At 69.8% G+C, this 25,217-nt stretch carries 20 protein-coding genes and 1 pseudogene; 11 read left to right on the top strand and 10 right to left on the bottom strand.

The features are described from left to right. Nucleotides 1–45: 45 nt before the first annotated feature. The gene (locus tag ACFY1L_RS51540) at nt 46–726 is read left to right on the top strand and encodes a class I SAM-dependent DNA methyltransferase (RefSeq protein WP_388842279.1); all 681 of its coding nucleotides are present in this window, start codon (nt 46–48) and stop codon (nt 724–726) included. Nucleotides 727–778: 52 nt separating this feature from the next. Then, nucleotides 779–2,641, top strand: coding sequence for a SpoIIE family protein phosphatase (locus ACFY1L_RS51535; protein WP_388842277.1), 1,863 nt, complete (start codon nt 779–781; stop codon nt 2,639–2,641). Nucleotides 2,642–2,720: 79 nt separating this feature from the next. On the opposite strand, the gene ACFY1L_RS51530 is transcribed toward ACFY1L_RS51535, so the two are convergent. Further along, nucleotides 2,721–3,422: a hypothetical protein gene (locus ACFY1L_RS51530; RefSeq protein WP_388842275.1), complete on the bottom strand. Its 702-nt coding sequence runs from the start codon at nt 3,420–3,422 to the stop codon at nt 2,721–2,723. Between the two features lie 37 nt (nt 3,423–3,459). Between ACFY1L_RS51530 and ACFY1L_RS51525 the strand changes: the two genes are divergently transcribed. Further along, nucleotides 3,460–3,978: a CGNR zinc finger domain-containing protein gene (locus ACFY1L_RS51525; RefSeq protein ID WP_388842273.1), complete on the top strand. Its 519-nt coding sequence runs from the start codon at nt 3,460–3,462 to the stop codon at nt 3,976–3,978. Between the two features lie 283 nt (nt 3,979–4,261). Next, nucleotides 4,262–4,546, top strand: a complete 285-nt coding sequence (locus ACFY1L_RS51520; RefSeq protein WP_388842271.1) for a hypothetical protein — start codon at nt 4,262–4,264, stop codon at nt 4,544–4,546. A 348-nt stretch (nt 4,547–4,894) separates the two neighbouring features. Here the strand turns inward: ACFY1L_RS51520 and ACFY1L_RS51515 are convergent, their stop codons facing one another. Continuing rightward, nucleotides 4,895–5,971, bottom strand: coding sequence for a PP2C family protein-serine/threonine phosphatase (locus tag ACFY1L_RS51515; RefSeq protein ID WP_388842270.1), 1,077 nt, complete (start codon nt 5,969–5,971; stop codon nt 4,895–4,897). A 342-nt stretch (nt 5,972–6,313) separates the two neighbouring features. Between ACFY1L_RS51515 and ACFY1L_RS51510 the strand changes: the two genes are divergently transcribed. Next, nucleotides 6,314–7,075 carry a polysaccharide deacetylase family protein gene (locus ACFY1L_RS51510; protein ID WP_388842268.1) on the top strand — a complete coding sequence of 254 codons (762 nt, stop codon included), beginning with the start codon at nt 6,314–6,316 and terminating at the stop codon, nt 7,073–7,075. Nucleotides 7,076–7,334: 259 nt separating this feature from the next. On the opposite strand, the gene ACFY1L_RS51505 is transcribed toward ACFY1L_RS51510, so the two are convergent. Further along, nucleotides 7,335–8,984: a sigma-70 family RNA polymerase sigma factor gene (locus tag ACFY1L_RS51505; protein WP_388842266.1), complete on the bottom strand. Its 1,650-nt coding sequence runs from the start codon at nt 8,982–8,984 to the stop codon at nt 7,335–7,337. Between the two features lie 163 nt (nt 8,985–9,147). After that, nucleotides 9,148–10,005 (bottom strand): helix-turn-helix domain-containing protein, encoded by an 858-nt coding sequence (locus ACFY1L_RS51500; RefSeq protein ID WP_388842264.1) that lies wholly within the window; start codon nt 10,003–10,005, stop codon nt 9,148–9,150. A gap of 101 nt (nt 10,006–10,106) precedes the next feature. Here ACFY1L_RS51500 and ACFY1L_RS51495 point away from each other — a divergent pair, with 101 nt between their 5' ends. Further along, nucleotides 10,107–10,685: a YceI family protein gene (locus ACFY1L_RS51495; RefSeq protein WP_388842262.1), complete on the top strand. Its 579-nt coding sequence runs from the start codon at nt 10,107–10,109 to the stop codon at nt 10,683–10,685. A 57-nt stretch (nt 10,686–10,742) separates the two neighbouring features. On the opposite strand, the gene ACFY1L_RS51490 is transcribed toward ACFY1L_RS51495, so the two are convergent. Further along, nucleotides 10,743–12,230: a long-chain fatty acid--CoA ligase gene (locus ACFY1L_RS51490; RefSeq protein WP_388842260.1), complete on the bottom strand. Its 1,488-nt coding sequence runs from the start codon at nt 12,228–12,230 to the stop codon at nt 10,743–10,745. 164 nt (nt 12,231–12,394) lie between these two features. On the opposite strand from ACFY1L_RS51490, the gene ACFY1L_RS51485 reads away from it, so the two are divergent. From ACFY1L_RS51485 to ACFY1L_RS51470, 4 genes are all read left to right on the top strand, one after another. Next, on the top strand, nt 12,395–13,564 hold the full coding sequence (locus tag ACFY1L_RS51485) for a PucR family transcriptional regulator (RefSeq protein WP_388842402.1): 1,170 nt from the start codon (nt 12,395–12,397) through the stop codon (nt 13,562–13,564). Between the two features lie 438 nt (nt 13,565–14,002). After that, nucleotides 14,003–15,373, top strand: a complete 1,371-nt coding sequence (locus ACFY1L_RS51480; RefSeq protein WP_388842258.1) for a lectin — start codon at nt 14,003–14,005, stop codon at nt 15,371–15,373. A 50-nt stretch (nt 15,374–15,423) separates the two neighbouring features. Next, nucleotides 15,424–17,604 (top strand): RICIN domain-containing protein, encoded by a 2,181-nt coding sequence (locus ACFY1L_RS51475; RefSeq protein ID WP_388842256.1) that lies wholly within the window; start codon nt 15,424–15,426, stop codon nt 17,602–17,604. Nucleotides 17,605–17,690: 86 nt separating this feature from the next. Further along, a complete protein-coding gene (locus ACFY1L_RS51470; RefSeq protein ID WP_388842400.1) occupies nt 17,691–18,395 on the top strand; it encodes an NPP1 family protein in 705 nt (234 codons plus the stop codon). Between the two features lie 202 nt (nt 18,396–18,597). On the opposite strand, the gene ACFY1L_RS51465 is transcribed toward ACFY1L_RS51470, so the two are convergent. Together ACFY1L_RS51465 and ACFY1L_RS51460 are read right to left on the bottom strand one after the other, a co-directional pair. Beyond that, nucleotides 18,598–19,365, bottom strand: a complete 768-nt coding sequence (locus ACFY1L_RS51465) for an SDR family NAD(P)-dependent oxidoreductase (RefSeq protein WP_388842254.1) — start codon at nt 19,363–19,365, stop codon at nt 18,598–18,600. A 195-nt stretch (nt 19,366–19,560) separates the two neighbouring features. Next, complete coding sequence (locus ACFY1L_RS51460; RefSeq protein WP_388842252.1) at nt 19,561–20,733, bottom strand: epoxide hydrolase family protein; 1,173 nt, start codon at nt 20,731–20,733, stop codon at nt 19,561–19,563. Between the two features lie 103 nt (nt 20,734–20,836). Here ACFY1L_RS51460 and ACFY1L_RS51455 point away from each other — a divergent pair, with 103 nt between their 5' ends. Next, nucleotides 20,837–21,412, top strand: a complete 576-nt coding sequence (locus tag ACFY1L_RS51455; RefSeq protein WP_388842250.1) for a CGNR zinc finger domain-containing protein — start codon at nt 20,837–20,839, stop codon at nt 21,410–21,412. A gap of 104 nt (nt 21,413–21,516) precedes the next feature. Here the strand turns inward: ACFY1L_RS51455 and ACFY1L_RS51450 are convergent. From ACFY1L_RS51450 to ACFY1L_RS51440, 3 genes and pseudogenes are all read right to left on the bottom strand, one after another. Continuing rightward, nucleotides 21,517–21,702, bottom strand: a pseudogene (locus tag ACFY1L_RS51450) (hypothetical protein); the annotation flags it as partial. A gap of 431 nt (nt 21,703–22,133) precedes the next feature. Continuing rightward, nucleotides 22,134–23,663 carry a GMC family oxidoreductase gene (locus tag ACFY1L_RS51445; RefSeq protein WP_388842248.1) on the bottom strand — a complete coding sequence of 510 codons (1,530 nt, stop codon included), beginning with the start codon at nt 23,661–23,663 and terminating at the stop codon, nt 22,134–22,136. A 243-nt stretch (nt 23,664–23,906) separates the two neighbouring features. Beyond that, a complete protein-coding gene (locus ACFY1L_RS51440; RefSeq protein WP_388842246.1) occupies nt 23,907–25,169 on the bottom strand; it encodes an MFS transporter in 1,263 nt (420 codons plus the stop codon). Between the last annotated feature and the right edge of the window lie 48 nt (nt 25,170–25,217).

Raw genomic sequence — 25,217 nt, 5'->3', positions numbered from 1 at the left:
ATAACTGTGAAAAAATTACAGATACGGCATCAAAGGAGAAGCTTCGTGAGCAGCCCTGCCGACAAGCTCGGCTACGGGAGCATACGGCTCGACCGCACCGGCCAGGCCGAGGCCTTCGACGCCATCGGCGACCGCTACGACGAGGCCTTCCCGCACAAGGAAGGGCAGATCGCGGCCGCCGAGTGGCTCATCAAGTCCCTCCCGGCCGACTCCCGGGTGCTGGACCTGGGGTGCGGCAGCGGGCTCCCGACCGCGCGCCAAATGGTGGAGGCGGGCTCCCAGGTCGTCGGCGTCGACCTGTCGGCCGGGATGGTCGCGCTTGCCCGCCAGAATGTACCGGCCGGCGACTTCCGGCGGGCGGACATCGCGGATCTGCGGCCCGGAGGCCCGCTGGACCTCGGCCGCTTCGACGCGGTGACGGCCTTCTTCTCGCTGCTCATGCTGCCGCGCGCCGAGATTCCCCTGGCGCTGCGCACCGTCCACCACCTGCTGCTTCCTGGCGGTCTGTTCGCGCTGTCGATGGTGGAGGCGGACGTGGACGACTTCTCGATCCCGTTCATCGGCAACACCATCCGGGTCTCTGGCTATCTGAGGGACGAGCTGCGGGAGGTCGTGGAGGCGGCGGGCTTCGAGATCGCCGAGGAGTCCTCGTTCACGTACGCTCCCGCGACCGCGGACGTCCCACCGGAGGTGCAGATCTTCCTGCGCTGCAGACGGCAGGACTGACACCCCCTGATCCGCCCGCCCGGCGCGGGCCCGCACGGCCGGAAGGACACGCGTGACCAAGCACCCCGGAGCCAAACCAGGCACCGGCACGCAGGCGTCCGGCGTGCGTGGTCGTGCCGCCCTCGACTCGACCGAGGGCGGCACGGCGAGGCTCCTTCCGGCCGCGGACGCCGCCGGACATCCGAGGGGCGACCGGCCTGACCTCGCCGAGCCGCAGACCGACCGGCTCCGCTACCTCGATGCGGCGACCCGGCAGATCGCCCGCGGCATGAACCTCGACGAGACGCTCCACGAACTGTGCCGGGCGGCCGTCCCGGCATTCGCCGATACGGCGTTCATCCATCTGTACGATCCGCTTCCGGTCGCCGACGAGACCGCCGACGCCTCCCCCGGCGTCCTGCGCCTGCACACCACGGACCGCGCACCGCCCCGGGAGGACGCCACGCGCGGATCCGAGCCGCCCGCCCTTGCCACCGTCCGGGCGGCAGAGGTCGTACACCCGGCCGCCACCGGTCCGCTCACCGACCTCCTGCGAACCGGGCGCCCGGTGTTCGGGGACACCCCGGGCATCCCTTCCATGGTCGCCGAGCTGTTGGAGACGGCACACGCTCCCGGCGCGCTGCCGCCCGGACGGCGGCTGATCCTCGCCCCGCTGCACGGCCACAGCCACGCCATGGGCAGCGTGCTCCTCGTCCGCGGCCCCGGCCGCCCGGACTTCACCGCCGACGACCTGCTCGTCGCCTCCCAGCTCGCCACACACACCGCTCTCGGCATCGACAAGGCGGTGCTCTACGCCCGCGAGGCATCCGTCGCGGACACGCTGCAGCGCACGATGCTCCCGCCGTCGCTGCCCGAGCCGACGGGCGTCCTGCTGGCCAGCCGCTATCTGCCGTCCTCCCGGACCGCGCAGGTCGGCGGCGACTGGTACGACGCGATCCCGCTGCCCGGCAACCGCGTCGCCCTGGTCATCGGCGACGTGATGGGCCACTCCATGACCTCGGCCGCGATCATGGGCCAGTTGCGCACCATCGTGCAGACCCTGGCCGGGCTCGACCTGCCGCCGGACGAGGTCCTGCACCACCTCGACGAGCAGGCGGAGCGCCTGGGCAGCGAGCACACGGCCACCTGCCTGTACGCCATGTACGACCCCGTACTGCGCCGGCTGCTGGTGTCCAATGCCGGCCACCTGCCGCCCGTACTGCTGCACCCCGACGGCCGCACGGAGGTCCTCCAGGTCCCGCCCGGCCCGCCGATCGGCGTCGGCGGTGGGGATGGATTCGAGTCCCACGAGATGCACGCACCGGCCGGAGCGACCCTGCTGCTGTACACCGACGGCCTGGTCGAATCCCGCGACTCGGACGTCCTGACCGGGGTGGAACGCCTGCGCACCCGCCTGCACACAGCCGCCGCGAGATCCTCTCCCCCTCCTCTGCAAGACCTGTGCGACGAGGCACTCGGCACCCTGGGGACCGGCGACCGCGACGACGACATCGCACTGCTCGCCGCCCGCTTCGAGGGCATCCTGCCGGAGACCGTCGCCTACTGGTACCTGGCTCCTCGCCCGCAGACCGCGGGACGCGCCCGCCGACTCACCCGCAGAACACTCCACAACTGGGGCCTCGACTCCCTGGTCGAATCCGCCGAGCTCATGGTCAGCGAGGTGGTGGCCAACGCCGTGCGTTTCGCCTCCCGCCCGATCACCCTGCGCCTGCTCCGCACGGACGTACTGCGCTGCGAGGTCGGCGACGACTCGCCGCTGGTCCCGAGAATGCGTCACGCCCAACTGAGTGACGAGGGCGGCCGAGGCCTGTTCCTCGTCGACCAGCTGTCACAGCGCTGGGGCGCGACGAGGGTGAGCACGGGCAAGGTGGTGTGGTTCGAGCAGCCGCTGCCGGGCGACCAGCCCTCCGGCTGAAGGAACCAGGGCAGGGCACCAGCCTCTCTGACGTTCCGTCAAGTCGCCATCGGTGTCCGCCACTTCCTCACCGACGTCGTCAGAGGGCGCGTAGCAGCCAGGTCAGTTGAAGCTCACGGGCGGTCAGACCGGCTGCCTCACGGAGTTGGTCGGCTTCGGGGCCAGGGCGCAGTTCGCCGGCGAGAGTGAGGGCCGCGGCTGCCGTCTGCGGACGGGCGCCGAGGGATGCCCGCAGGTGGTAGGAGCGGCGCAGTTGGGCGATGCCCCGTTGCCGGTCCAGCTCCAGGAGGTGCGCGCCGATGTGGCGTACGGCGTATGACTCCAGCAGTACGTCACCTTGCTGCACGGCCTGCTCCAGGGCCTGCTCGTACGCCGGTTGCGCCGTGCCGGGATCACGGTCGATGTTGTCGGCGAGCACGCCCAGCCAGAAGGTGGCCCAGCCGGCGAGCCGTGCGTCAGTCGCGGCGGCTGTGAAGTCCTCGCGGGCGCGGGGCAGGTCTTCGGTGAGTGGGTCCAGGCCGAACAGCAGCCGTGTGTAACGGACTTGTGCATCGAGGTATCCGGCGAGCACCGGGTCGGACGGCACCAGCGCGCCGACCGCCTCCTCGGCCGCCGCGGCGCCGTCCAGCCGCCACCAGTAGCGGTCGACGAGGATCTCGGCCCGCTGGGCGAGCGCGTCCGCCGGCAGCAGGGCGAGCGCCTCGTCCCACCGGCCCGTGCGGTGCAGCATGCGCGCGACGGCGAGTCGGCCGTCCATCGTGTAGGTGGCATCAGCAGTCATACCGCCTACACTTCAGGCGGGAGAGGTAGGTGGTCAAGTGAATTACGGCGACTACATCGGGAATCTGGTCAAGCTCGCGGTCGAGAGCGCCAACGGTGACGAACCGAGCGAGCTGCGCCGGGAGATGTTCCGCCAGCACCGGATCGCCGAACCCGATGCCGAGCGACTCGCCACGCTCCTGCCCGGACTGCGGGACGCGGTGCAAGCCGCCGCCCAGGGCGGGCCGATCGACCCGATCAACGCGCTGCTGGAACAACACCCACCGCTGATCCGCGTCGACGACCACGACGGCGAGGGCACTCCGCATCTGCACTTCGCCCCCAACGGCGAGGACGCCGTGACCTGGCTCGGACGCAGCTGCGGCGCCGCCCTTGCGCACGTCGTGTGCGGCGACCCGGCCGTGACGATCGGCCGTTGCCACGCCGCCGCCTGCGGGCGCTTCTACGTCGACGACTCCCGCAACCGCACCCGCCGCTTCTGCTCCAACACCTGCGCCAGCCGGACGACCGTCGCCGCGTACCGCTCCCGCCGCAAGGCCGCGGGCGAAAGCGCATAAGCCTTGCGCCAGTTGCGTGCGGCGATCAGGCCAACACCCGTTCCGACGTCTGGACTTCGGTGGCCACGGCACGAGCCGTACCCACCCGCCGTTCGTCACATGATCAGCCCGGCAGGCCCGGCGATACAGCGGCGCGCGCCTCTGGGCGCTCCCGGTTCTAGATCACGAACCATGGCGCGTCGCCGTACAGTCCAGGACATTTCGCACTAATCTCCCGTGGCAGTAAGGAGTCGATCGATCACGGATCGCATCCACTTCACCTCTTCACTCCACCGGAGATGACATGCACAAGCTTCGCAAGGCTGCCGTCCTGGTCGCCGCCCTCGGGAGCGTCGGGTTCCTGACGGTCGGCGCCGCCCACGCCGACGGGCGTCAGGGCGGTGGGGGCGTCGACGTCCTGCAGAGCACCACCTGCCGGTCGCACGACCTCAACCTCGACGTCCTCGGCTCGGTCGGGCTGATCAACGGCCTGCTGGGCAACGGCCTCAACGGCGAGGGCAACTCGGGCGCGCAGGAGACCTCCCTCGGCTCGGACATGGGCTGCAACAACGGAGCGTTCAACAAGTAGGCCGAACGCCCCTCGGCGCCCCGGCCACAGGTCGGGGCGCCGAGGTGTTTCGTCTCGCCACCAACGCCCCGCTGGTACGGGCCGGCAGTTCCGCCAAGTCGGCGGCCCCGGTTGCCCCTTCGGCAGGCCGTCCTCGCTGTAGTCCGACTCGTCGGGGCGGTCACCCTGCGCCTCCTGTCGATTGGACGGCTTGCGAAGGAAGTACCGGATCAGCGCCCGTGGTTGCCTTGGAGACCACTCCGGCACCGCACCTGAAGCGGCTGACGCAGGAACGGGACCGGCTCACCGAGCACATCGCCGGTGTCGTCCGAACACCGCGGTCGAGTGACCGGCGCCGCGCCACCCTCGTCAGGACTTTCGTTCCGCGTGGCTGTGGTAGCGCAGCAGGAGCATCGCCGCATCGTCGTGGGGCGGCCCGCCGACGTGCCGTACGAGGTCCTCGCGCAGTGCCTCCAACGCACCGTGCGCGTCCGGGTCCTGGAGCAGATGCGCCCGGTCGGCCAGCGGGTAGAACGTGCCGTGTGCGTCGCGGGCCTCGGTCACGCCGTCGGTGTACAGCAGCAGTTGCTCGCCGGGCACGAAGTCCGCACGGTACGGCTTCGGGCTCTCACCGCGATGCGCGCCCAGGCCGAGCGGGAGCGCGAAGGAAGCCGGCTGGGGGAACTCGGCGTCGCCGCCGCGCCGGACGAGCATCGGGGCCGGATGGCCGTAGCTCAGGAGGACGGCCTCGTAGTCCGAGGCGATCTCGACCAGGATCGCGGTGACGAACTTCTCGTCGTCCAACTCGCGGGACACGCTGCGCTCCAGGCGCTCACCGAGATCGACCAGGTCCGGTTCCTCGTGCGCGGCCTCCCGGAACGCGCCGAGCACCACGGCGGCCGTCTCCACCGCGGCCAGTCCCTTGCCCTGCACATCGCCGACGATGATCCGCACGCCGTACGGCGAGGCGACCACCTCGTACAGGTCGCCGCCGATGCGTGCCTCCGCGACGGCCGAGGTGTACGACACCGCCGCCTGCAGCGGGCCCGCGGTGAGCGGCACCGGCCTCAGCAGCACCCGCTGCGCTACCTCCGCGATCGACCGCACACTCGCCAGCTCCGCCTCCCGGCGCGATCGCATCACGGCCGCGGCGATGCCCACGCCCGTGACGCCCACCACGGAGACCATCGCCGTGAAGCCCCGGCGCTCTTGGAACAGCCCGTCGTACAGGCCGAGCGCAACGCACAGCAGGAGCGCAGCGGCGCCGATCGCAGCGGTACGGCGCCAGCCGCCGACCAGTCCGGCGAAGGCCGGCCCGAGCGAGATCAACGGCAGGAATCCCAGGCCGGCTCCGACGACCACGTCCCCGACCGTCACCGTCGCCATCACCACCACCGGCATGCAGGACAGCACGGTGATGCTGGACGGCAGCTTCCTCACGGCCATGGCGTCCTCCCGCAGTGCAGCGACGCTCGAGAGGCACCATTCTCGATTCTCAGGCGCCCCTCTTCCGCCCCAGCCTAGGAAGTTGCCGCTGCAACGAGACGGCTTCCGCACGAGCCCTTTGTCCAATCCAGGCCAGGAACTGACCTTTTGTGGCCCTCATGGTGGCCGAATCGTGCACCCGTGCGAGGCCCGCCGCAGCCCCGAGCACCTCGCGCGGATGCTCATGCGTCTCCAAACCCCCGCGGAATTGTCCGTGATCGGTAACAGGCGGATCCCCCGACGCCCTTTCGCCGTCCTGAGAGGTGCACGGAAACCATCAGAATGACAAGGAACAGGGCAGACATGGCGCGGCATGGCGGGCGGGGATGGTACGGCCGGGTATTCGCGGCGGCGGTCGGGGTGACGGCGTTGGCAGCCGGTACTTCCGTGTGGACCGCGCAGGCCGGTGCCGTCGGCGGGCAGCACTCGGGTGCCGCGGCGCGTCCTGCCGCCCCGAAGCCGGTGTCGGCGAGCATCGTCCACGCCTCGGACAAGGGCGCCCGGGGTGTCAACATCACCATCGACGACGGCCCGGACCCAACCTGGACGCCGCAGGTACTGCAGCTGCTGAAGGAGAACGGCGTCAAGGCCACCTTCTGCATGGTGGGCACGCAGGCCCAGGCCCACCCGGACCTGGTCAAGGCGGTGGTGGCGGCCGGGCACCGGCTGTGCGACCACACGGTGTCCCACGACACCACCATGGACAAGAAGCCCAACTCCTACCAGTCGCAGGAGATCCTGAACGCCGAAGCCATGATCACGAAGGCCTCGGGGGGCGTCCGGCCGATGTACTACCGGGCCCCCGGCGGTGCCTTCACCCCCTACAGCCGGCACCTCGCCGCCTCCCACGGGATGCGTCCGCTGGGCTGGAACGTCGACTCCAAGGACTTCGAGCGCCCCGGCACCGAGGCCATCATCACCACCGTCAAGAACGAGCTGTCCAACGGCCCGACGATCCTCTTCCACGACGCCGGCGGAGACCGCTCCGAGACGGTGGCCGCCCTGCGCGAGATTCTGCCGTGGCTGAAGCAGCAGGGGTATTCGTTCGGCTTCCCGGTGCGGTGAGCGGCTGTTCCGAAGTGGCCGGGCTCTGGGGCGCGTTGAGGTGTCTTGCGGCGTGCGGGTAACTCATCGACCTGATGCGCCCGGGCGCGGGCCTGGCTGCCGAGCAGCGCATGCACGGCCACAGGCGTTCGGTACAGCACACACGTCGTGGCCCGCGGCGATCCCAACCTTGTGGCGTGCCTGATGGCGGAGCATCCCTACAGCCGCGGCCAGGCCCTGGACGCCGTGCGCTGCCTCGTAGCGGAGGTCGGGAACTCGGTCACTGCTTGGCGCCGAAGTCCTGTGTCCACCACGGGCCGCCCGAGCCCTTGTGGATGCCCACGCCGATGTCCTTGAAGGCGCAGTTGAGGATGTTGGCGCGGTGGCCGGGGCTGTTCATCCAGGAGTCCATCACCGCCTCCGGGGTCTGCTGCCCCTGGGCGATGTTCTCGCCGTACGTGGACCACTTGTAGCCCGCGGCGGTGATGCGCTGTCCGGGGTCGGCGCCGTCCGGGTTGACGTGGTCGAAGAAGTTGCGGGCGGCCATGTCGTCGGAGTGGGCCTGCGCTGCCTTTTCCAGTTGCGCGTCCTCGGTGAGCGGATCGCAACCGGCGCTCGCCCGCTCCTTGTTCACCAGCGCGACGACCTGCGCGACGGTGCCCGTCGGCGCCGACTGCGGCCTCGGGGTGATCGCCGAACTCGGAGTGGGCTGCGCGGACATCTGGATGGTCGGCGCGCTCTTCGTCTTGTCGGGTTGTGCGGTCTTGGAAGCGCTCGGCTTCTTCGACTTCGCGGGGGACGGCGAGGGCGATGCGGAAGCCGACGGTGAGTTGGTCTCTGCGGCGCTGGATTCCGAGAGATCCGCGACAGGGGCGCCGGCGGTCCGCTCGGCGGTCGCTCCCTCCACCCCGCCGCCCGTCCCTGGGTCCGTACCGAAGTACCAGAAGCCGCCACCGGCCACGCACGCCGCCACTACGGCCCCGCCGACGGCCCGGCGCCGTATGCGCCGGCGTCGACGGGCCTCGCTGCGGGAGGTCGCCCGACCGCGCGCGGCACGGTGCCCGGCCCGCGCGCCCGGTCCACCGCGGCCACCGGTGGCGCCGAGCCGGGACGTCGCCCCGGTCGCGGCCATCCCGCCGGTGGCGGAGAAGACTCTCTCGAGCAGCGCGGGCGCCGCCGCGATCAGCGCCAGGCCGGCCAGCAGTCCCTCCGCGGGCATCAGTCCGCTCCACAGGCCGGAGCAGCGCACGCAGCCACGGGCGTGCCGGGCTATTCGCTTGCGCCACAGCGCGGCGGGCCGGCCGTCCCAGACGCCCAGCATCCCCCGCAGTTCCTCGCACGGCGGCTGCGCGTCGAGCGCCCGCACCACGACGCGGGCCGCCTCCAACTGCGCCTTCATCCGCTGCACCCGGACCGCCGTGTGCTGGGTCGACAGCTCCAGGGCCGCGGCGACCTCCGTGCGCGTCAGCTCGCCTGCGCACTCGAGCCACCACAGCGACAGCAGTCCTCGATCGTCCGGCTCCAGCCAGCGTGTGGCGCGCGCGGTTTCCAGGCGCTGGCCCGACAACTGGAGCTGCACCAGGGTCAGGTCCACGAAGTCGGCGCCGGGGTCCGCGAGTTCCTCGGCCTCCTCCATGGCGCCCGGTGCCGACTGCCGCTCCTGCCAGTGCTTGCGGACCTCGTTCATCGCGATCGCCACGAGCCAGGAACGGAAACTCTCGGGCTCACGCAGGTTTCCCAGCGCGTCGAGGGCACGGAGCATGGTGTCCTGCACCACGTCGTCGACGTCGACCGAGCCGTTCAGGGCCCGCCCCACGACGTTGTAGACCAGCGGGAGGTACGCGCTGACCAGAGCGTCCTGGGCCTCGGGGTCGCCCCCTCGGGCGGCGGTCACCAGTGCCGCCGACTCCACCGTGCGCTGTCTGCTCATCAAAGCTTCCCTGTCCTCGACGCCGAACGATCCTGCCCGATGCATGGGAGATCGTTCCGGTAGTCTCGGATAACAGTTCTTCGGACAGGTGCTCCACGAGACGTTCACCACACGCATACGTGGTGAACCCGGCATGTCCTTCTGACCTGCGTGTCCGCGAAGGTCAGCCGCTCACCGCCCGCAGTGCTCCCGGCCTGCGGCCGTTGAGACGGTCGAGCGCGGTGGCCGTGGCCTCGTCGGCTGGGATGTGCACCACCAGGCGCCGGCCCTCGTCCGGGAAGGCGAGCGTCTCGTACGACAGGCGGAGGCGGCCCGCCTCGGGGTGGTCGACGAGGTCGGTCCCGGTCCGGCTGGGCGTGACCGGCACGGCGGCGAGCCGGTCGCTGAACGGCGCCCCGACCGCCGCCGTCAACTCCTCGGCCAGGGCGATCACATGAGGCTCGTGCAGCGAGGTCTCGTGGCGCAGATGGGCCACCTGCTCGTCGGCCAGCCTGTCCCATCCGGGGAAGACCGCGCGGGCCCGGGCGTCGGTGAACAGGTACCGCACCAGGTTGGGCGGGTCGCCGTCGAGCAGGCCGAGCGGGCCGGCGTACCGCTCGTAGCCCTGTGTGCAGGCCACGATGTCGCCCGTCCAGTTGAGCAGGACGGCAGGCGTGGGCTCCAGGCGGTCGAGGAGCGCCCGCAGGGTGGGGCGCACCGTACGCACCGGCGGTGCGACGACCGTCTGGCACAGCTCCTTGTCCGCACCGTGTTCCTTGACCAGCCGGTGCAGGAGGAGACGGTCCGGCGTTGACAGGTGGAGGGCGTCGCCGATCGCGGCGAGGACCTTGGGCGAGGGGTTGCGGTCGCGGCCCTGTTCGAGTCGGGTGAGGTACTCGACGCTGATGCCGGCGAGGGTCGCCAGCTCCGCCCGGCGCAGTCCCGGTGTCCGGCGGCGAAGGCCCGTGGGCAGGCCCACCTCGGCGGGGGTGACGGCTTCGCGGCGGGTGCGCAGGAAGGTACCCAACTCGTTGTGGTTCACCTTTCGAACCGTACAACGCGTCCCGTCGCGGAGGATGGCCCTGCCACTACCACCATTCGCCCGGCCTCCCTCTCTCGCCTCGGAGCTCGCACGATGAAGCCATGAGCAATGACAATTCCCCGAACACCGCCGTCACCTCCGTCGCCGCACTGCCCCTCTCCCCCGGCGACTGGGAACTCGACCCCCTGCACTCGGCGGTCAACTTCACCATCCGCCATCTCGGGATCGCCAAGGTGCGCGGCCGGTTCACCGAGTTCAAGACCGGGCTGTACGTCGGTGAGACCCTCGACGGCGTACAGGTAACCGCCGAGATCGCTCTCGCCTCCATCGACACCGGGAACTCCGACCGCGACGCGCACACCCGCTCGGCCGAGCTGCTCGACGTGGAGAAGCGGCCGACGATGACGTTCCGCTCGACGCAGGTGTCCGGTCAGGGCGAGGACTGGACGATGGCCGGGGACCTGACCATCGGGGACGTGACCCGCCCGGTCACGTTCGCCGTCGAGTTCGGCGGGGTGGTGGACCACCCGCTGGACCACAGGAAGCACGCCGGGTTCGAGGCGACGGGCGAGATCCGGCGCAGCGAGTTCGGGCTGGACTTCGGGGCCGGGCTCCTCGGCGATGTCGTCAAGATCCATCTGGACATGCAGTTCGTGGGGCCGGAGGGCGAGGGCGACTGATCGAGTGAGGAGGGGCGCCCCCGCGGAAGTTCTCTGCGGGGCGCCGCATTTCTCTTGTCACCCCGTCGGCGCGCTGATCTCCCTCTTGAGGATCTTGCCGCTGGGGCCGGTCGGCAGGGTGTCCACGAGCCACACCTCGCGCGGGTACTTGTACGCCGCCACCCGCTCCTTGACGAACTGCCGGAGCTCGTCGGGTGTGGTCTGCGCCTTCGGGCGCAGTACCACCGCGGCCGCGATCTCCTCGCCCAGGTGTGCGTCGGCCACGCCCACCACCGCGGCCAGCGCGACGGCCGGGTGCTCGTGGAGCACCTCCTCGATCTCGCGCGGGTAGACGTTGTAGCCGCCGCGGATGATCATGTCCTTCTTGCGGTCGACGATGTACAGGTAGCCGTCCTCGTCCTGGCGCGCGAGGTCGCCGCTGCGCAGCCAGCCGTCCGGGATGGCGGCCGCCGTCTCCTCCGGGCGGTTCCAGTACCCCTTCATCACGTTGGGCCCTCGGACGGCCAGTTCGCCGATCTCGCCGGGAGTCACGTCCTGGCCCTTGTCGTCGAGGAGCCGCACCTCCACGTCCTTGATCGGGGTGCCGATGGATCCGGCCTTGCGCGGCCGGTCGGGGTGGTTGAAGGTGACCACCGGACTCGTCTCGGACATGCCGAAGCCCTCCAGCACCACGCAGCCGAAGCGCCGCTCGAAGCCGTGCAGGATCTCCACCGGCAGCGAGGCTCCGCCGGAGACGCACATCCGCAGCGTGGACACGTCGGCCTCCGACGGATGCTGGAGCAGCGCCGCGTACATGGTCGGCACGCCCTCGAAGACCGTCGCCCGGTCGCGGGCGATGGCGTCCAGCACGGTCTGCGGGTCGAAGCGGGGGATCAGGATGAGCGAGGCACCGGCGCGGACGGTCACGCTCATCGTGCAGATCTGGCCGAAGATGTGGAACAGCGGCAGACAGCCCACGACCACGTCCTCCGCCGTCATCCGCTGCACATGGACCGCGTTGACCTCGGTGTTGTGCCGCAACCCGGTGTGCGTGAGCGTGGCGCCCTTGGGGCGGCCGGTGGTACCGGAGGTGTACAGCAGCACGGCCACGTCCTCGCCGCCCGGCTCGCTCACCTCCGCCAGCGGCTCGTGACCGGCCAGCAGGCTCGCGAAGGCGGCGGGCTCGACGGCCCTGTGCCGCACTCCGGCGGCGGCCGCGCCCTGCGCGCCCTCCCCCGGCGCCTGGTACCACTCGAAGAGCATGTGCGCGCCCGAGTCACGCAGGTGGTACTCGGTCTCCCGGGTCTTCAGCAGCGGGTTCATCGGTACGACGACCGCTCCGGCGCGCAGCACGCCGTAGTACAGGACGACGAACTCGGGAACGTTCGGCAGCATCAGAGCGACCCGGTCTCCCGGTCGTACGCCTTCGGCCCTCAGCAGTGCGGCGGCGCGGGCGCTGCGTTCATCGAGCTCCGCGTAACTGGTGACCTGGCCGCCCAGTCGCAGCGCGGGGCGTTCCGGCTGCCGCCGTGCCGTCTCCACCAGGAACTCCGCCAGATTGGCCATGACCGCCTCCACGAAAGTCGCCGTCGAAATCCGCTGTTCACGTTGACGACATCGTGCAGATGTCCGCGGCGACGGCCTATGTGCGGTGTGACACCGTCCACCCTCCCGGATTGTTCCCGGGAACAAAACAGGGGCGTTACGCTGCGGGAATGAACCTCTCGGGAGTGGTCTCGGCGCTTCATGCGAGGCTGCCGGAACTGGGCGAGCGGATGGCGCAGCGCATCCGCTCGGACGTCGACGCCTACAAGGACGAGGCGCTGATCCCCTTCGACTCGCTGCGCCGCTCGTGCACCGCCAACGCGGACCTGCTCCTGGAGCAGCTCGGCCGCGCGGGCGCGCAGGACCCGAGCCCGGCCCGGGAGACCGGCCGCCTCCGCGCCGAGCAGGGCGTGCCGCTGGCGGACACCCTGCACGCGTACCGGATCGGCTTCGAGCTCCTGTGGACGGACATCCTCGCCGAGGCACGCACCCATCCCGAGGTCACCGACGCCCAACTGGTGTCCCAGTCCGCGGAGATCTGGGCCCTGTTCGGCCGCTACGCGGAGGCGGTGGCGGCGGCCTACCGGGAGACGACCGCCGAGCTGACCTCGCGGCGTCAGGCACGCCGCTCGGCACTGGTGGAGGCGCTGTTCACCGGCGTCATCGCCGACCGCACGCTGTGGGAGGCCGCCCGCGAGCTGGGTCTGCCCGACCGCGGGCCCTACGTGGTCGCCGTGGCGGCGGCCGAAGCTCCCGGCGAGGAGCCACTGGCAGGGACGGAAACGGCGCTGCGTCAGGCCCAGGTCCACTTCGCCTGGCGGCTGCTGCCCGACCAGCAGATCGGTCTGGCCGCACTGCCCACGGCGACGGCGGAGAGTACCTGCCTGCGCATCCTGCGCCGCGCCGGCGCCCGCGTGGGCGTCAGCCCGTGCTTTCACTCGCTGCGCGACACCCCCCGGGCGCTGCGCTTCGCCCGTCTGGCTCTGGCCGGCCTCCGGGGCACCGGCCCCGGCGTCGCACGGTTCGACGACAACCCGCTGGCCATGGTCGTCGCCGCCGCTCCGGCCGAGGCGGCGCACCTCGTGGAGGTGGCCCTCCAGCCCCTGCTCGACCTCCCGGCCGCGGAGCGTTCCCGTCTCCTGGAGACCCTGGAGCACTGGTACGCCGCCGCCGGCTCCGCCGCGGACGCTGCGCAGAGCCTCTTCGTGCACCCCAACACCGTCCGCTACCGGCTGCGCCGGGTCGAGGAGCTGGCGGGCCGTTCCCTGTCCGATCCGCGAGCGGTGGCGGACATCGGCGCGGCGCTGCTGGCAGTCCGCCGGGCGGGCGCATCACTCGGTGACGTGGGTCAGTAACTCGGCTGGGAACGTCTGCTCGCGTCCGCACCCCGGTCGACCGGCTGCCGCGCGCCGTCACGGCAGCGCCATCGAAGAGGCGTCCGACGCCTGCCGGGCGTGGATCCGAGCCCTGTTCACCGACCTCGCTCGGAACGCCGGCGCCCCGGACCCCGAAGCACTCGCCGCACAGCTCCACCAGGGCAACCTCCTGCGGCCCAAGTACGCGCCCGCGCAGGCCCCTTGGCGCTGCACCTCGATCTCCAGATCAACAACACCCGGCCAAGGCAACGCAGGGTGTCCGCTCAACTCCCTTTCCTCAACTCTTACTTCACACCTTGACGTAAGTGGTCCGTACCTTTAGTTTCACCGGGCGACCCCACCCCCATGCATGCACTGGTCCGTTCGCGAGTTGAACGCGGCCCGGGTGCATTACCCCCCACGAAAGGCCGCCCCGCCATGGCCAGACCGAGACCTCTCCCTGCATCCGCCGTCCTGGCGGTCACCGCCCTCACCCTGTCGACCGGCCTGCTCACGGCCTCCCCCGCGCAGGCCGCCACCGGGACCATCACCGGCCTCGCCGGCAAGTGTCTCGACGTCGCCGGAGCCAACTCGGCCGACGGCACGGCCGTACAGCTCTACGACTGCAACGGCACCGCAGCCCAGCAGTGGACCGTCGGCAGCGACGGCACCATCCGCGCCCTCGGCAAGTGCCTTGACGTGACCGGCAATTCAACCGCCGACGGCGCCAAGGTCCAGTTGTGGAGCTGTAGCGGCGGTGCGAACCAGAAGTGGACGGTCACCGCCGCCCACGACATCGTCAACCCGCAGGCCAACAAGTGCCTGGACGTCACCGACAACTCCTCGGCCAACGGCGCCCGCGCGCAGATCTGGAGCTGCACCGGCGCGGCCAACCAGAAGTGGACCGCACCCGCGGCCGGCGACGGCACCACCCCGTCCGCGCCGATGGCCGTGGCGCCGTATCTCTACAACGGCTGGGGCAGCCCGCCCAGCCCGACCACGATCACCAACGCGACCGGCGTCAAGTGGTTCACCCTCGCCTTCGTCCTCAGCAACGGCTACTGCAATCCGCAGTGGGACGGCAGCCGGGCCCTTACCGGGGGTGTCGACCAGCAGACCGTCAACACCGTACGCACCAACGGCGGTGACATCATCCCGTCCTTCGGCGGCTACAGCGGCAACAAGCTGGAGAGCTCCTGCTCCAGCGCGGGCGAGCTGGCGGCGGCGTACCAGAAGGTGATCAACGCCTACGGGCTCAAGGCAATCGACATCGACCTCGAGGCCGACGCCTACAGCAACCCGACCGTGCAGCAGCGGACGGTGGACGCGCTGAAGACGGTGAAGGCCAACAACCCCGGCCTGAAGGTGTACATCACCATCGGCACCGGACAGAGCGGGCCCGACACCAGCCTCATCAACCGCGCCGCGTCCTCCGGTCTGACCGTGGACGCCTGGGCCATCATGCCGTTCGACTTCGGTGGGGCCGGCCAGAACATGGGCAACCTCACCACTCAGGCGGCCGAAGGCCTCAAGAACGCGCTGAAGAACGCCTACGGCTACAGCGACGACCAGGCCTACCGGGACATGGGCATCTCGTCCATGAACGGGATCACCGACCAGAACGAGACCGTCACGGTCAACGACTTCCGCACCATTCTTGCCTACGCCCAGCAGCACCACCTGGCGCGGCTGACGTTCTGGTCCGCCAACCGCGACCGCCCCTGCACCGGCGGCCCCGCCGACAGCTGCTCCGGAGTCGGCCAGTCCGACTGGGACTACACGCGCGTCTTCGCCGCCTACGCCGGCTGATCCCGGCCGCCTCACTGCTTCTCTCCCCCCGCTTCCGGCTAGGAGAACCCATGCCTTCCCTACCGCGCCGCGGCAGATCCGCCGCTGCCGTACTGGTGGCCATGACGGCCGCGTCCTTGCTCACCGGCGCCCCCGCGCGGGCCGCAACTTCCGCGCTGCCCACGGGCTTCGCCACCGTCATGAACGCCGCGAGCGGCAGATGCCTCGACGCCAAGGCGGCCGCCACCGCCAACGGCACCGTCGTGCAGCAGTACGGCTGCAACGGCACCACGGCCCAGCGGTGGAGCTTCACCGCCGCCGACGCCGGATACGTACGGATCAACAACGCCAACGACGCCAATCAGGTCGTGGACGTCGCCGATGTCTCCACCGCCGACAACGCGCAGGTCCACCTGTGGAGTTACGGCGGCGGAGCCAACCAGCAGTGGCTGCCCGTGGACGACGGCGGCGGCGCCTACCACTTCGTCAACCGCAACAGCGGCAAGTGCCTGGACGACCCCGGCGCATCCACCGCCGACAGCGTGCAGTTCGTGCAGTACACCTGCAACGGCACCGCCGCCCAGCGCTTCCAGGTGGTCCCCGTGACCCAGTCGGCCGCCAACCCCGACCTCGGTCCCAACGTGGTCGTCTTCGACTCCTCGATGTCCTCGTCGACGATCCAGAGCAGGCTGAACTCGATCTTCCAGCAGCAGGAGACCAACCAGTTCGGCTCGCAGCGCTACGCCGTGCTGTTCAAGCCCGGCGCCTACAGCGCGGACGTCAACGTCGGCTTCTACACCCAGGTGTTGGGCCTCGGGCTGTCCCCCGACGCGGTGACGATCAACGGTGCGGTACACGCCGAGGCCGACTGGTTCCAGGGCAACGCCACCCAGAACTTCTGGCGCGGCGCGGAGAACCTCTCGGTCAACCCGACCGGCGGCAGCGACCGTTGGGCGGTCTCACAGGCGGCGCCGTACCGCCGGATGCATCTGCGCGGCAACCTCGCCCTGGACGACGGCGGTTGGTCCAGCGGTGGTCTCATCGCCGACAGCAGGATCGACGGCCAGGTCAACTCCGGTTCGCAGCAACAGTGGTTGACCCGCAACTCCCAGCTCGGCAGCTGGACCGGCTCCAACTGGAACATGGTCTTCACCGGCAGCACGGGCGTCCCGGCCACCAGTTTCCCCAACCCGCCCTACACCACGGTCGCCCAGAGCCCGGTCTCCCGAGAGAAGCCGTTCCTGTACGTCGACGGATCCGGCGCCTACCAGGTGTTCGTGCCGTCCGTGCGCTCCAACTCCTCGGGCACCAGCTGGGCGAACGGCGCCTCGGGCAGCTCGCTCTCGCTGGACAGCTTCTACGTCGTGAAGCCGGGCGCCACCGCCGCCCAGATCAACTCGGCGCTCGCCGCGGGCAAGAACCTCCTGGTCACCCCAGGTGTCTACCACCTCGACCAGACCCTGCAGATCAATCGCGCCGACACGGTCGTCCTCGGCCTGGGCCTGGCCACCTTCGTCCCCGACAACGGCATCACCGCGATGAAGGTCGCCGACGTCGACGGCGTGAAGATCGCGGGCCTGCTGTTCGACGCCGGCACCACCAACTCGCCCTCCCTGCTGGAGGTCGGGCCGACCGGCTCCTCCGCCTCCCACGCGGGCGACCCGACCTCCCTGCACGACGTGTACTTCCGGGTCGGCGGCGCAGGCGTCGGCAAGGCGACCACCAGCCTCGTCGTCAACAGCGACAACGTCATCGGCGACCACATGTGGATCTGGCGCGCCGACCACGGCAGCGGCGTCGGCTGGACCAGCAACACCGCGGACACCGGACTGATCGTCAACGGCGACGACGTCACCATGTACGGCCTGTTCGTGGAGCACTTCCAGAAGTACCAGACCGTCTGGAACGGCAACGGCGGCCGCACGTACTTCTTCCAGAACGAGATGCCGTACGACCCACCGAACCAGTCCGCCTGGATGAACGGCTCCACCCAGGGCTACGCCGCCTACAAGGTCGCCGACTCGGTCACCAGTCACCAGGCCTACGGCCTCGGCAGCTACTGCTACTTCAACGTCAACCCCGGTGTCGTCGCCGCGCACGCCATCGAGGCGCCGAACACCCCGGGCATCCGCTTCACCAGCATGGTGACGGTCTCGCTCGGCGGCACGGGCACCATCAGCCACGTCGTCAACAACACCGGCGGCCCGTCCAACTCCGGCACCAATGTCGCCAACCTGACCAGCTACCCGTAGGAGTTGACGTGCGCAACCCACTGCTCGCGGCAAGAAGGCCCCGCAGGACGGCACTTGCCGCCGCTCTCGGCGCGCTGGCTCTCGTCATGGCCCTCCCTACCCAGGCGAGTGCCAACGTGCTGACGCTGCTGCCCCAGAACGCCGACGGCCTGGAGCAGACCTTCTCTCCTGCCTACGATTACGACGGCGACGGCTGCTACGCCACCGCGGCCATCGGCGCCGACGGCACCATCAACCCCGGTCTGGCACTCGGCGGCGACGTGAACGGCCACTGCCACGACTACGCCCAACTGGCCAACGCCAACACGTACTCACGCGAGAAGTGCAACAACGGCTGGTGCGCCGTGATGTACGCCAGCTACTTCGAGAAGGACCAGGCGACGCTCGGTCCGGCGGCCATCGGGCACCGGCACGACTGGGAGCACGTCGTGGTGTGGATCAGCAACAACCAGGTGCAGTACGTGTCGGTGTCCCAGCACAGCAGTTACCAGGTGGCGGCCGCCTCGGCCGTGCGCTTCGACGGCACCCACCCGAAGATCGTCTACCACAAGGACGGCGTCTCCACCCACGACTTCCGCTTCGCCAACACCAACGACGAGCCTGCTGAGAACGCCACCGGCGGCTGGTTCTACCCGCGCCTCGTCGGGTGGAACGGCTACCCCGCCGGGTATCGCGACAAGCTCCTGAGCGCCGACTTCGGCGCGGCCACCATCAAGATCAAGGACGGAGACTTCGAATACGGCCTCGCCCACTCCATGCCGTCGGGCATCCCGTTCGACCCGAACGCATGACGCCGTCTGCCTGATCGGGCCCGGCACCCCTGTCTCTGCATATCGGTGTGCCGGGCCTGCATCTGCTCGTGGGTCGCGTGCAGAGGGGCGGCGAAGGCCATGACGATGGCGTCCAGCATGAGCTGGGCTCGGCAGCACGATGTGGACAAGCCACCGGACTCGAGCAGCTTCGATACGTGAGATGTCCGCGGGGCGGATGCGGCTAGTAGACGGTGTATCCGCCGTCGGCCACGACGACCGAGCCCGTGATGAACGACGCCGCGTCACTGGCGAGGAACACGACGGCCGGCGCGATCTCCTCGGGCAGTGCGTAGCGTTGCTGCGGTGCGTCCTCGATCCAGTGGCGGCGCAGCTCCGGCCGGTCGACCGGTGCCATGTCCGTCTTGACGTAGCCGGGGGCGACCGCGTTGACGCGTATCCCGGCGGCGGCCCACTCGGCCGCGAGGGACTTCGTGAGGTGGTGCACGGCCGCCTTGGAGGCGTTGTACGCGTGCTGCCACTGGGGCCGGTTGACGATGAGACCCGACATGGAGCCGATGTTGACGATGGATCCGCCGCCGGATTCCTTCATGTGCCGTGCGGCCTCGAGGCTGCACTTCCACAGCGCACGGACGTTGAGGTCGAAGACCTGCGCCCACTCCTCGTCCGTGGTGTGCCAGGAGTCGTTGTGGAAGCAGGTACCGGCGTTGTTGACGAGGATGTCGAGGCCGCCGAGTACGTCGAGCGCCTCGCCGGTCATCCACCGTACGTCCGCGTCGTCGGTGATGTCGGCGGTGATCGGGTGCAGTTGAAGCCCGTGGCCGGCCGCCTGTTCCACGGCGAGCGCCGTGCGTTCGGCGTCGCGGCCCGCGATCGCCACGTCGGCGCCCGCCTCGGCGAGTGCCGTGGCGAAAGCCTGCCCCAGCCCGCGATTGCCTCCGGTGACCAGGGCCTTGCGACCGCTCAGCGAGAACTTGTCGAGAACTCCCATTCAGAGCACCACCATCGTCTTGAGGTTGCCTGGAAGGTTGTCGGCGTTGAGCGCCTTCTCCGTGTCCTCCAAGCTGAACCGGACGGTGACCATGCTGTCCAGGTCCACCCGGCGCGAAGCGACGAGCGGCGGTCGCCAGGAGCAGCAACCCACGGAAGCAGCACCACTACCAACCAGCAGCTCGCCGAGCCGCGTTCACCGATTGGCGGCCAGTACTGCCGCGAGGCCTTCTTGCAGGTCCTTGACGAAATACTCGGGAACCTCCAGCGACGGGAAATGTCCCCCGATTTCGGGCGACCCCCATCGGACGATCTGCCGGTACCGCTCCTGCGCCCAGGGGCGCGGACACTTCTCGACGTCGCGGGGATACATAGTGATTGCTGACGGAACGTCGACCCGAAGTTCGGGATCCAGCGAGTTGTGGCTTTCGTAGTAAATGCGGGCCGATGATGCGCCGGTCCGCGTCAGCCAATACAAGGTGACGTCGTCAAGAACCCTGTCTCTGGAAATCGTCTCGAACGGGCTGTCTTCGGTGTCCGACCACTCGGCGAACTTGTCGAGGATCCAGGCAAGAAGCCCGACCGGTGAGTCGACGAGCGAGTAGCCGATGGTCTGCGGTCGGGTCGCCTGCTGCTTCGCGTACGCCGCGCGGTGGCGCCAGAAATCGCGGGTTTCCTCGGCCCACCTGCGCTCGACCGCCGTCAGCCCGTCCGTTGTCAGCCCGGGCGGACCCTCCGCGAACGTTGTGTGGATGCCGAGAACGTGCGCCGGGAACCTGCCGCCGAGAACCGTGGTGATATTGCCTCCCCAGTCGCCCCCGTGGGCTGCGAACTTGCTGTAGCCGAGCCTTCCCATCAGCTCCACCCATGCGGCCGCGATCTTTTCGGTTCCCCACCCGGTGGTGGCCGGCTTGTCGCTGTAACCAAAGCCTGGCAGCGACGGGACCACGACGTGGAACGCCGGCGCGTCTGCATCTTTCGGATCTGCCAGCTCGTCCACTACGTCGATGAACCGGGCAATGCTGTCCGGCCAGCCGTGCGTCAAGAGCAGAGGAGTGGCGTCTGCGCGCGCGGATCGGCGGTGCAGGAAGTGGATTCCCAGATCATCAATGGTCGTGCGGAACTGGCCGATCCGGTCAAGGCGCGCTTCGAACGACCGCCAGTTGTACCCGGTGCGCCAGTAGTTCACGACATCGACGAGGTCGGCGAGAGGAACGCCCTGTTCCCACCGGCGAGGGTCGGGCGGGGCGCGATAGACCGTCTCAGTCTCCGGCAGTCGCGCCGCGGCCAGTCGCGCGCGCAGATCGTCGAGGTCAGCGTCAGTTGCGTGGGCTTCAAATGCTTGCACGTCGCTGGTTGGACGGGGCATGAGACCTCCTGGCCATCGCGGAATCGGCTACGACCTATTGCGAACCGTCTAAGGCGGTTCTAGCAGCTGTCCGAGCCACGCTGCAACCGGCTAAGGTGGTTCCATGCGTGCTGGCTTCCCCGACTTCCGCCTCGGTAACGTGCTGGCGACCAGCTTCACGGGGACTCTGTCGGAGCGTCATGGCGACGCTGTGGAGCGCATTCCCACGCCGCACCGACTCGTCGACTGGCTGGCAGTGAACGGCCTCGCCGTGGACTCCTGCACCACTGCCCAGCTCGACCTCGCCCGGGAACTGAGGGAGTCGATTCACGCCGCCGCGACAGCGGCCGCGCTCCAGGAAGCTCTCCCTGCGTCTGCTGTCCAAGTCATCAATGACTGCAGCGCTCAGGGCCGGGCCGCGGCGATCCTGACGCCCGAGGGTAAGCGGCGATGGCGGCTCAGCTCGGCTTCCTGCGTGGAAGATGCCCTCGGCGTGATCGCCGCCGACGCGATCAGCATCATCGCGGGCGAACGAGACGGAAAATTGGCCTTGTGTGCATCACCAACCTGCCAAGCCGCCTTCTTCGACACCAGCCAAAGTCGCACCCGCAAATGGTGTGACATGAACACGTGCGGGAATCGTCAGAAGAAAGCGCGCTTCAACGCCAATCAGCGCAAAAAACCCAGATCAGCGGAGTGATCGTTACCCTCGGAACATCCAAGTGGGCCCCACGCCCCTGACACATCTGTCGCGTTGGGTGCTCAATCAGTACGTCTACGTCGACTGATCGGCGACGTTCGCTTGCCAGTCCCTGCGAAATCGACCTGTTCCACGACGGCTGCGCTGCCGTCGAGGCGTTGCTTGGCCGTGCGTCGGCCAAGCGGGTCGTAGAGGTAGCGCCAGATGTCGGGTTTACGGGAAAGGCGGGTCTTCTGGCGCAGCACGGTTCGGCCGGCTGCGTCGCACTCGTAACGCAGGCCACCGGCGCGGAAGAAACCGCAGGTCAAAGCGCCTGATCCAGGAATTGTCCGTCACGCGGACCCGCCGCAGGTTCGAGTCCCAGGTGGGGCACCCAGAACATGGCTGGTCCGTGGCGGCGTCTTCCCGGCGCGGGAGACTCGACCTGCCTGGGAAGCCCCGACCAGCCGGGGGATTGCTGGTCGGGGCGGCTCATGGAGGCGGAGACACCGCTCGGTGTCCTGAGCTCACGGGTGGAGAGGCCCGAGGGACGGGCGGGTGACCTGTGGGTCGGCCTCTGGGGCCCGGCCGGGTTGGGGTGAGCCGGCCCGGGGTCAGCCGGGCGCGCCGAGGCGGTGCCCGCCGGCAGAGGTGGTCCCTTCCTGTTGGTTCGCTCCGCAGCTCAGAGGAGCGTCCCGGCCCTGAGCAGATCAGAGCCGGGACTGCGGGTGTTCTGGCCTGGTCAGCGCTGTTCCAGGAGCACGTCCGCGGCCCGTTCGGCCAGCATGGTCACAGGAGCATGCGTGTGGGCCCGTACGATGCTCGGCATCGTGGAGGCGTCCACCACACGCAGGCCCGTCAGGCCCCTGACCGCGAACGTCGGGTCGACGACGGAGTGGTCGTCCACACCCATCCGGCAGGTGCTCACGAGGTGGTGGATGCTGCCTCCCGTCGTACGGATGTAGGCCGTGATGTCGTCGATCTCCTCGGACAACGCTCCATCCGTGAGAGGCTTGCCCGTCCATTGCGCGAAGTCCGGCTGCTGCAGGACCTGTTGTGCCGCGCGTATGCCCGCCACCAGCGTCGCCAAGTCGTCTCCCGCCTCGTCGGACAGGTAGCCGGGGTCGATCAGGGGGGCGTCGTGCGGATCGGCGCTGCGCAGAGTGATCGCGCCACGGCTGCGCGGTCGCAGAAGGATCACACCCAGCGCCAGTCCATGCGCGGCAGGCCGCTGGTGCTCGCCCAGAGGTACCACAAGGTGGACCACTTCGATGTCCGGAGCATCGAGTTCGTCGCGCGTGCGCAGGAACAGCAGTGCCTCGGAGATGATCGAATCCAGGGTGCCATGGCGGTCCCGCAGGTACTGGGTGATCTGCTCGGACGAAGCGTTCGCACCGGGCGAGAAGAAGCCCTGCGCCTCGAAAGCGAGCGGGACGAGCAGATGGTCCGTCAGATCGCGGCCCACCGAGGGCAGGTCCTGTACGAGCGGGACACCGTGCCGGGACAGTTCCTCGGCTGGGCCCACGCCTGACAGCAGCAGCAGATGCGGGCTCCCCACGGCTCCGGCCGCGAGGATCACCTCGCGCTCTGCGCGGACGGTCTCGGTTCCCGACTCCGCTTCGATCTCGATCCCGACCGCGTGCGTGCCCTCGAACACCACGCGGCGCACGAGCGTGTCCGCCCGCACGGTGAGGTTCGGCCGTTCGCGGGCCGAAGTGAGGTAGGCGTCCGCCGAGCTGTGCCGCAGGCCGTCGCGGTGTGTCGCGCGAGCCAGGGCGTAGCCTTCCTGGACCTCGGCCGCCGGGGCGTGCCCCAGGTGCGCGCAGGCGTTGACGAATGCCGGGGTCACCGGCAGGGGATGGCGCAGGCCGGTCAGGCTGATCCGCTGCTCGGCCCGTTCGAAGTAGGGCTGGAGGTCGTCGTGGCTCCAGCCCTCCAGCCCCTTCTCGGCCCAGGCGTCGTAGTCCGCCCGATGCCCACGGGTCCACAACTGCGCGTTGATCACCGAGGAGCCGCCGACCGCCTTCCCGCGCGGGATCGGAATGGTGCGATCGGCAAGGCCGCGCTGCGGGACCGTCGCGAAGTTCCAGTCCAGGTCCGAGCCGAAGAGGCGCGGGAAGAGGATCGGCACCTGAACTTCGGGGCGGGTCTCCGGAGTCCCGGTACCAGCCTCGATCAGGAGCACCCGCGCTGTGCCGTCCGCGCTGAGCCGGTCGGCGAGCACGCATCCCGCCGAGCCGGCCCCGACGATCACGTAGTCCCACTGGCTCACTTCGCAACCGCCTCTCGGGCATGGGCGCCCGCGCCCGTGGTCGTGGTCACACCCCAGGTCGTGCTCTTCCGGCAGAGGTTCTCGGCCATGGCAACTCCTTACCGTGTGCATTGACGTTTCGATGTGCGGCGGCAGATGCGACAGCGGCCGTACGCCGCCGTGCGTCCGCGGTGGCATGGGACAGAAACCGGGCCGTTCCGGCCGTCGCGGTCGGCCCGGTGAGCGGTGCAGGAAGGGCGTGCTTCAGCGTCCGGCGGGCACGCCGTCCTTCCCGGCGGGCGCCGGCACTCGTGCGTCTGCGTCGGCGGTGACCTCCCGGCTTCGCAGGACGTGACGGAGCAGGGCCAGACCGGCCAGGAGTACGACCAGGCCGCACACGCCGTTCCAGCCGAAGGCGGAATAGGCGCGGACACCGAGCCATGAACCGGCGCTGCCGCCCAGGAAGGCGCAGGTCATGTACGCGGTGTTGAGCCGGGCTCGGGCCTCCGGTCGCAAGGCGAAGATGCGGGCCTGGTTGGCGACCTGACCGGACTGCATGGCCACGTCGAGCAGCAGCATCCCCGCGCCCAGGCCCACCAGCCCGACGGCGCCGCCCAGGCGACCGGTGAGCAGCAGCGCCCCCGCCGCGATGGCGCCGAGCATGCACACCAGGTTCACGGCGTCGGGGCCGCGCCGATCGGTGCGCCGGCCGGCGATGGGCGTGGCGAACATGCTGGCCGCGCCGACCAGGGCGAGCACGCCCACGGCCGGGGTTCCCAGGTCGTAGTGCGGGCCGGTGATGAACAGGGCGAGTGCGGTCCAGGCGGCGCTGAACGCGGCGAACACGAGGATCTGGTACTGGCAGGAGCGGCGCAGCAGCGGTTCGGTGCGCAGCAGGTGCAGGGAGGCCGCCAGGAGCGCCGGGTAGCGCTGGTCGGTGCTGGGCGTCGTGTGCGGGAGGGCGGTGGCCAGCGCGAGGGTGAGGATCAGCACCATGGCTGCGGCGACGAGGTAGGGGGCGCGCCAGCCCAGCCATTCGCCCAGGGTGCCGGAGAAGGTGCGGGCCAGCAGGATCCCGCCGATCAGGCCGGAGAGCAGGGTTCCGGTGACTGCGCCGCGGCGCTCCGGGTCGGTCAGGCCGGCCGCCATGGGGATGAGGATCTGCGGCACGACCGTGGTCAGGCCGACCAGGGCGCTGGCGACGGCGAGGACCGTCAGGGAGGTGGCCGTCCCGGCGAGCACGAGCCCCGCGCAGGTCACCAGCAGCAGGGTGGTGACCAGTCCGCGGTGGCGGAGCCGGTCGCCGAGGGGGACCAGCAGGAAGATGCCCGCGGCGTAGCCGAGCTGGGCGCAGGTGACAACCACGGCCGCGGAGGAGGGGCGCACATGCAGGTCGTCGGCGATCAGCGGGCTGATCGCCTGGGGGAAGTAGATGTTGGCCACCGCGATGCCGCAGGCGACGGAGAGGAGCAGGATCAGGGGCCGGCTCAACGCCGGCGGCGCAGCGGAGGAAACGCCTGGAGCCACGACACACACCTCGAGCAGGAGAGGAAGGAAGGGACGAAAGAGGGAGGT

Source organism: Streptomyces sp. NPDC001663, assembly GCF_042893105.1.
In the GTDB taxonomy this organism is placed as follows: domain Bacteria; phylum Actinomycetota; class Actinomycetes; order Streptomycetales; family Streptomycetaceae; genus Streptomyces.
Note: the sequence above shows the minus strand (reverse complement) of the source record. Positions and strands in the feature narration are given on the sequence as shown.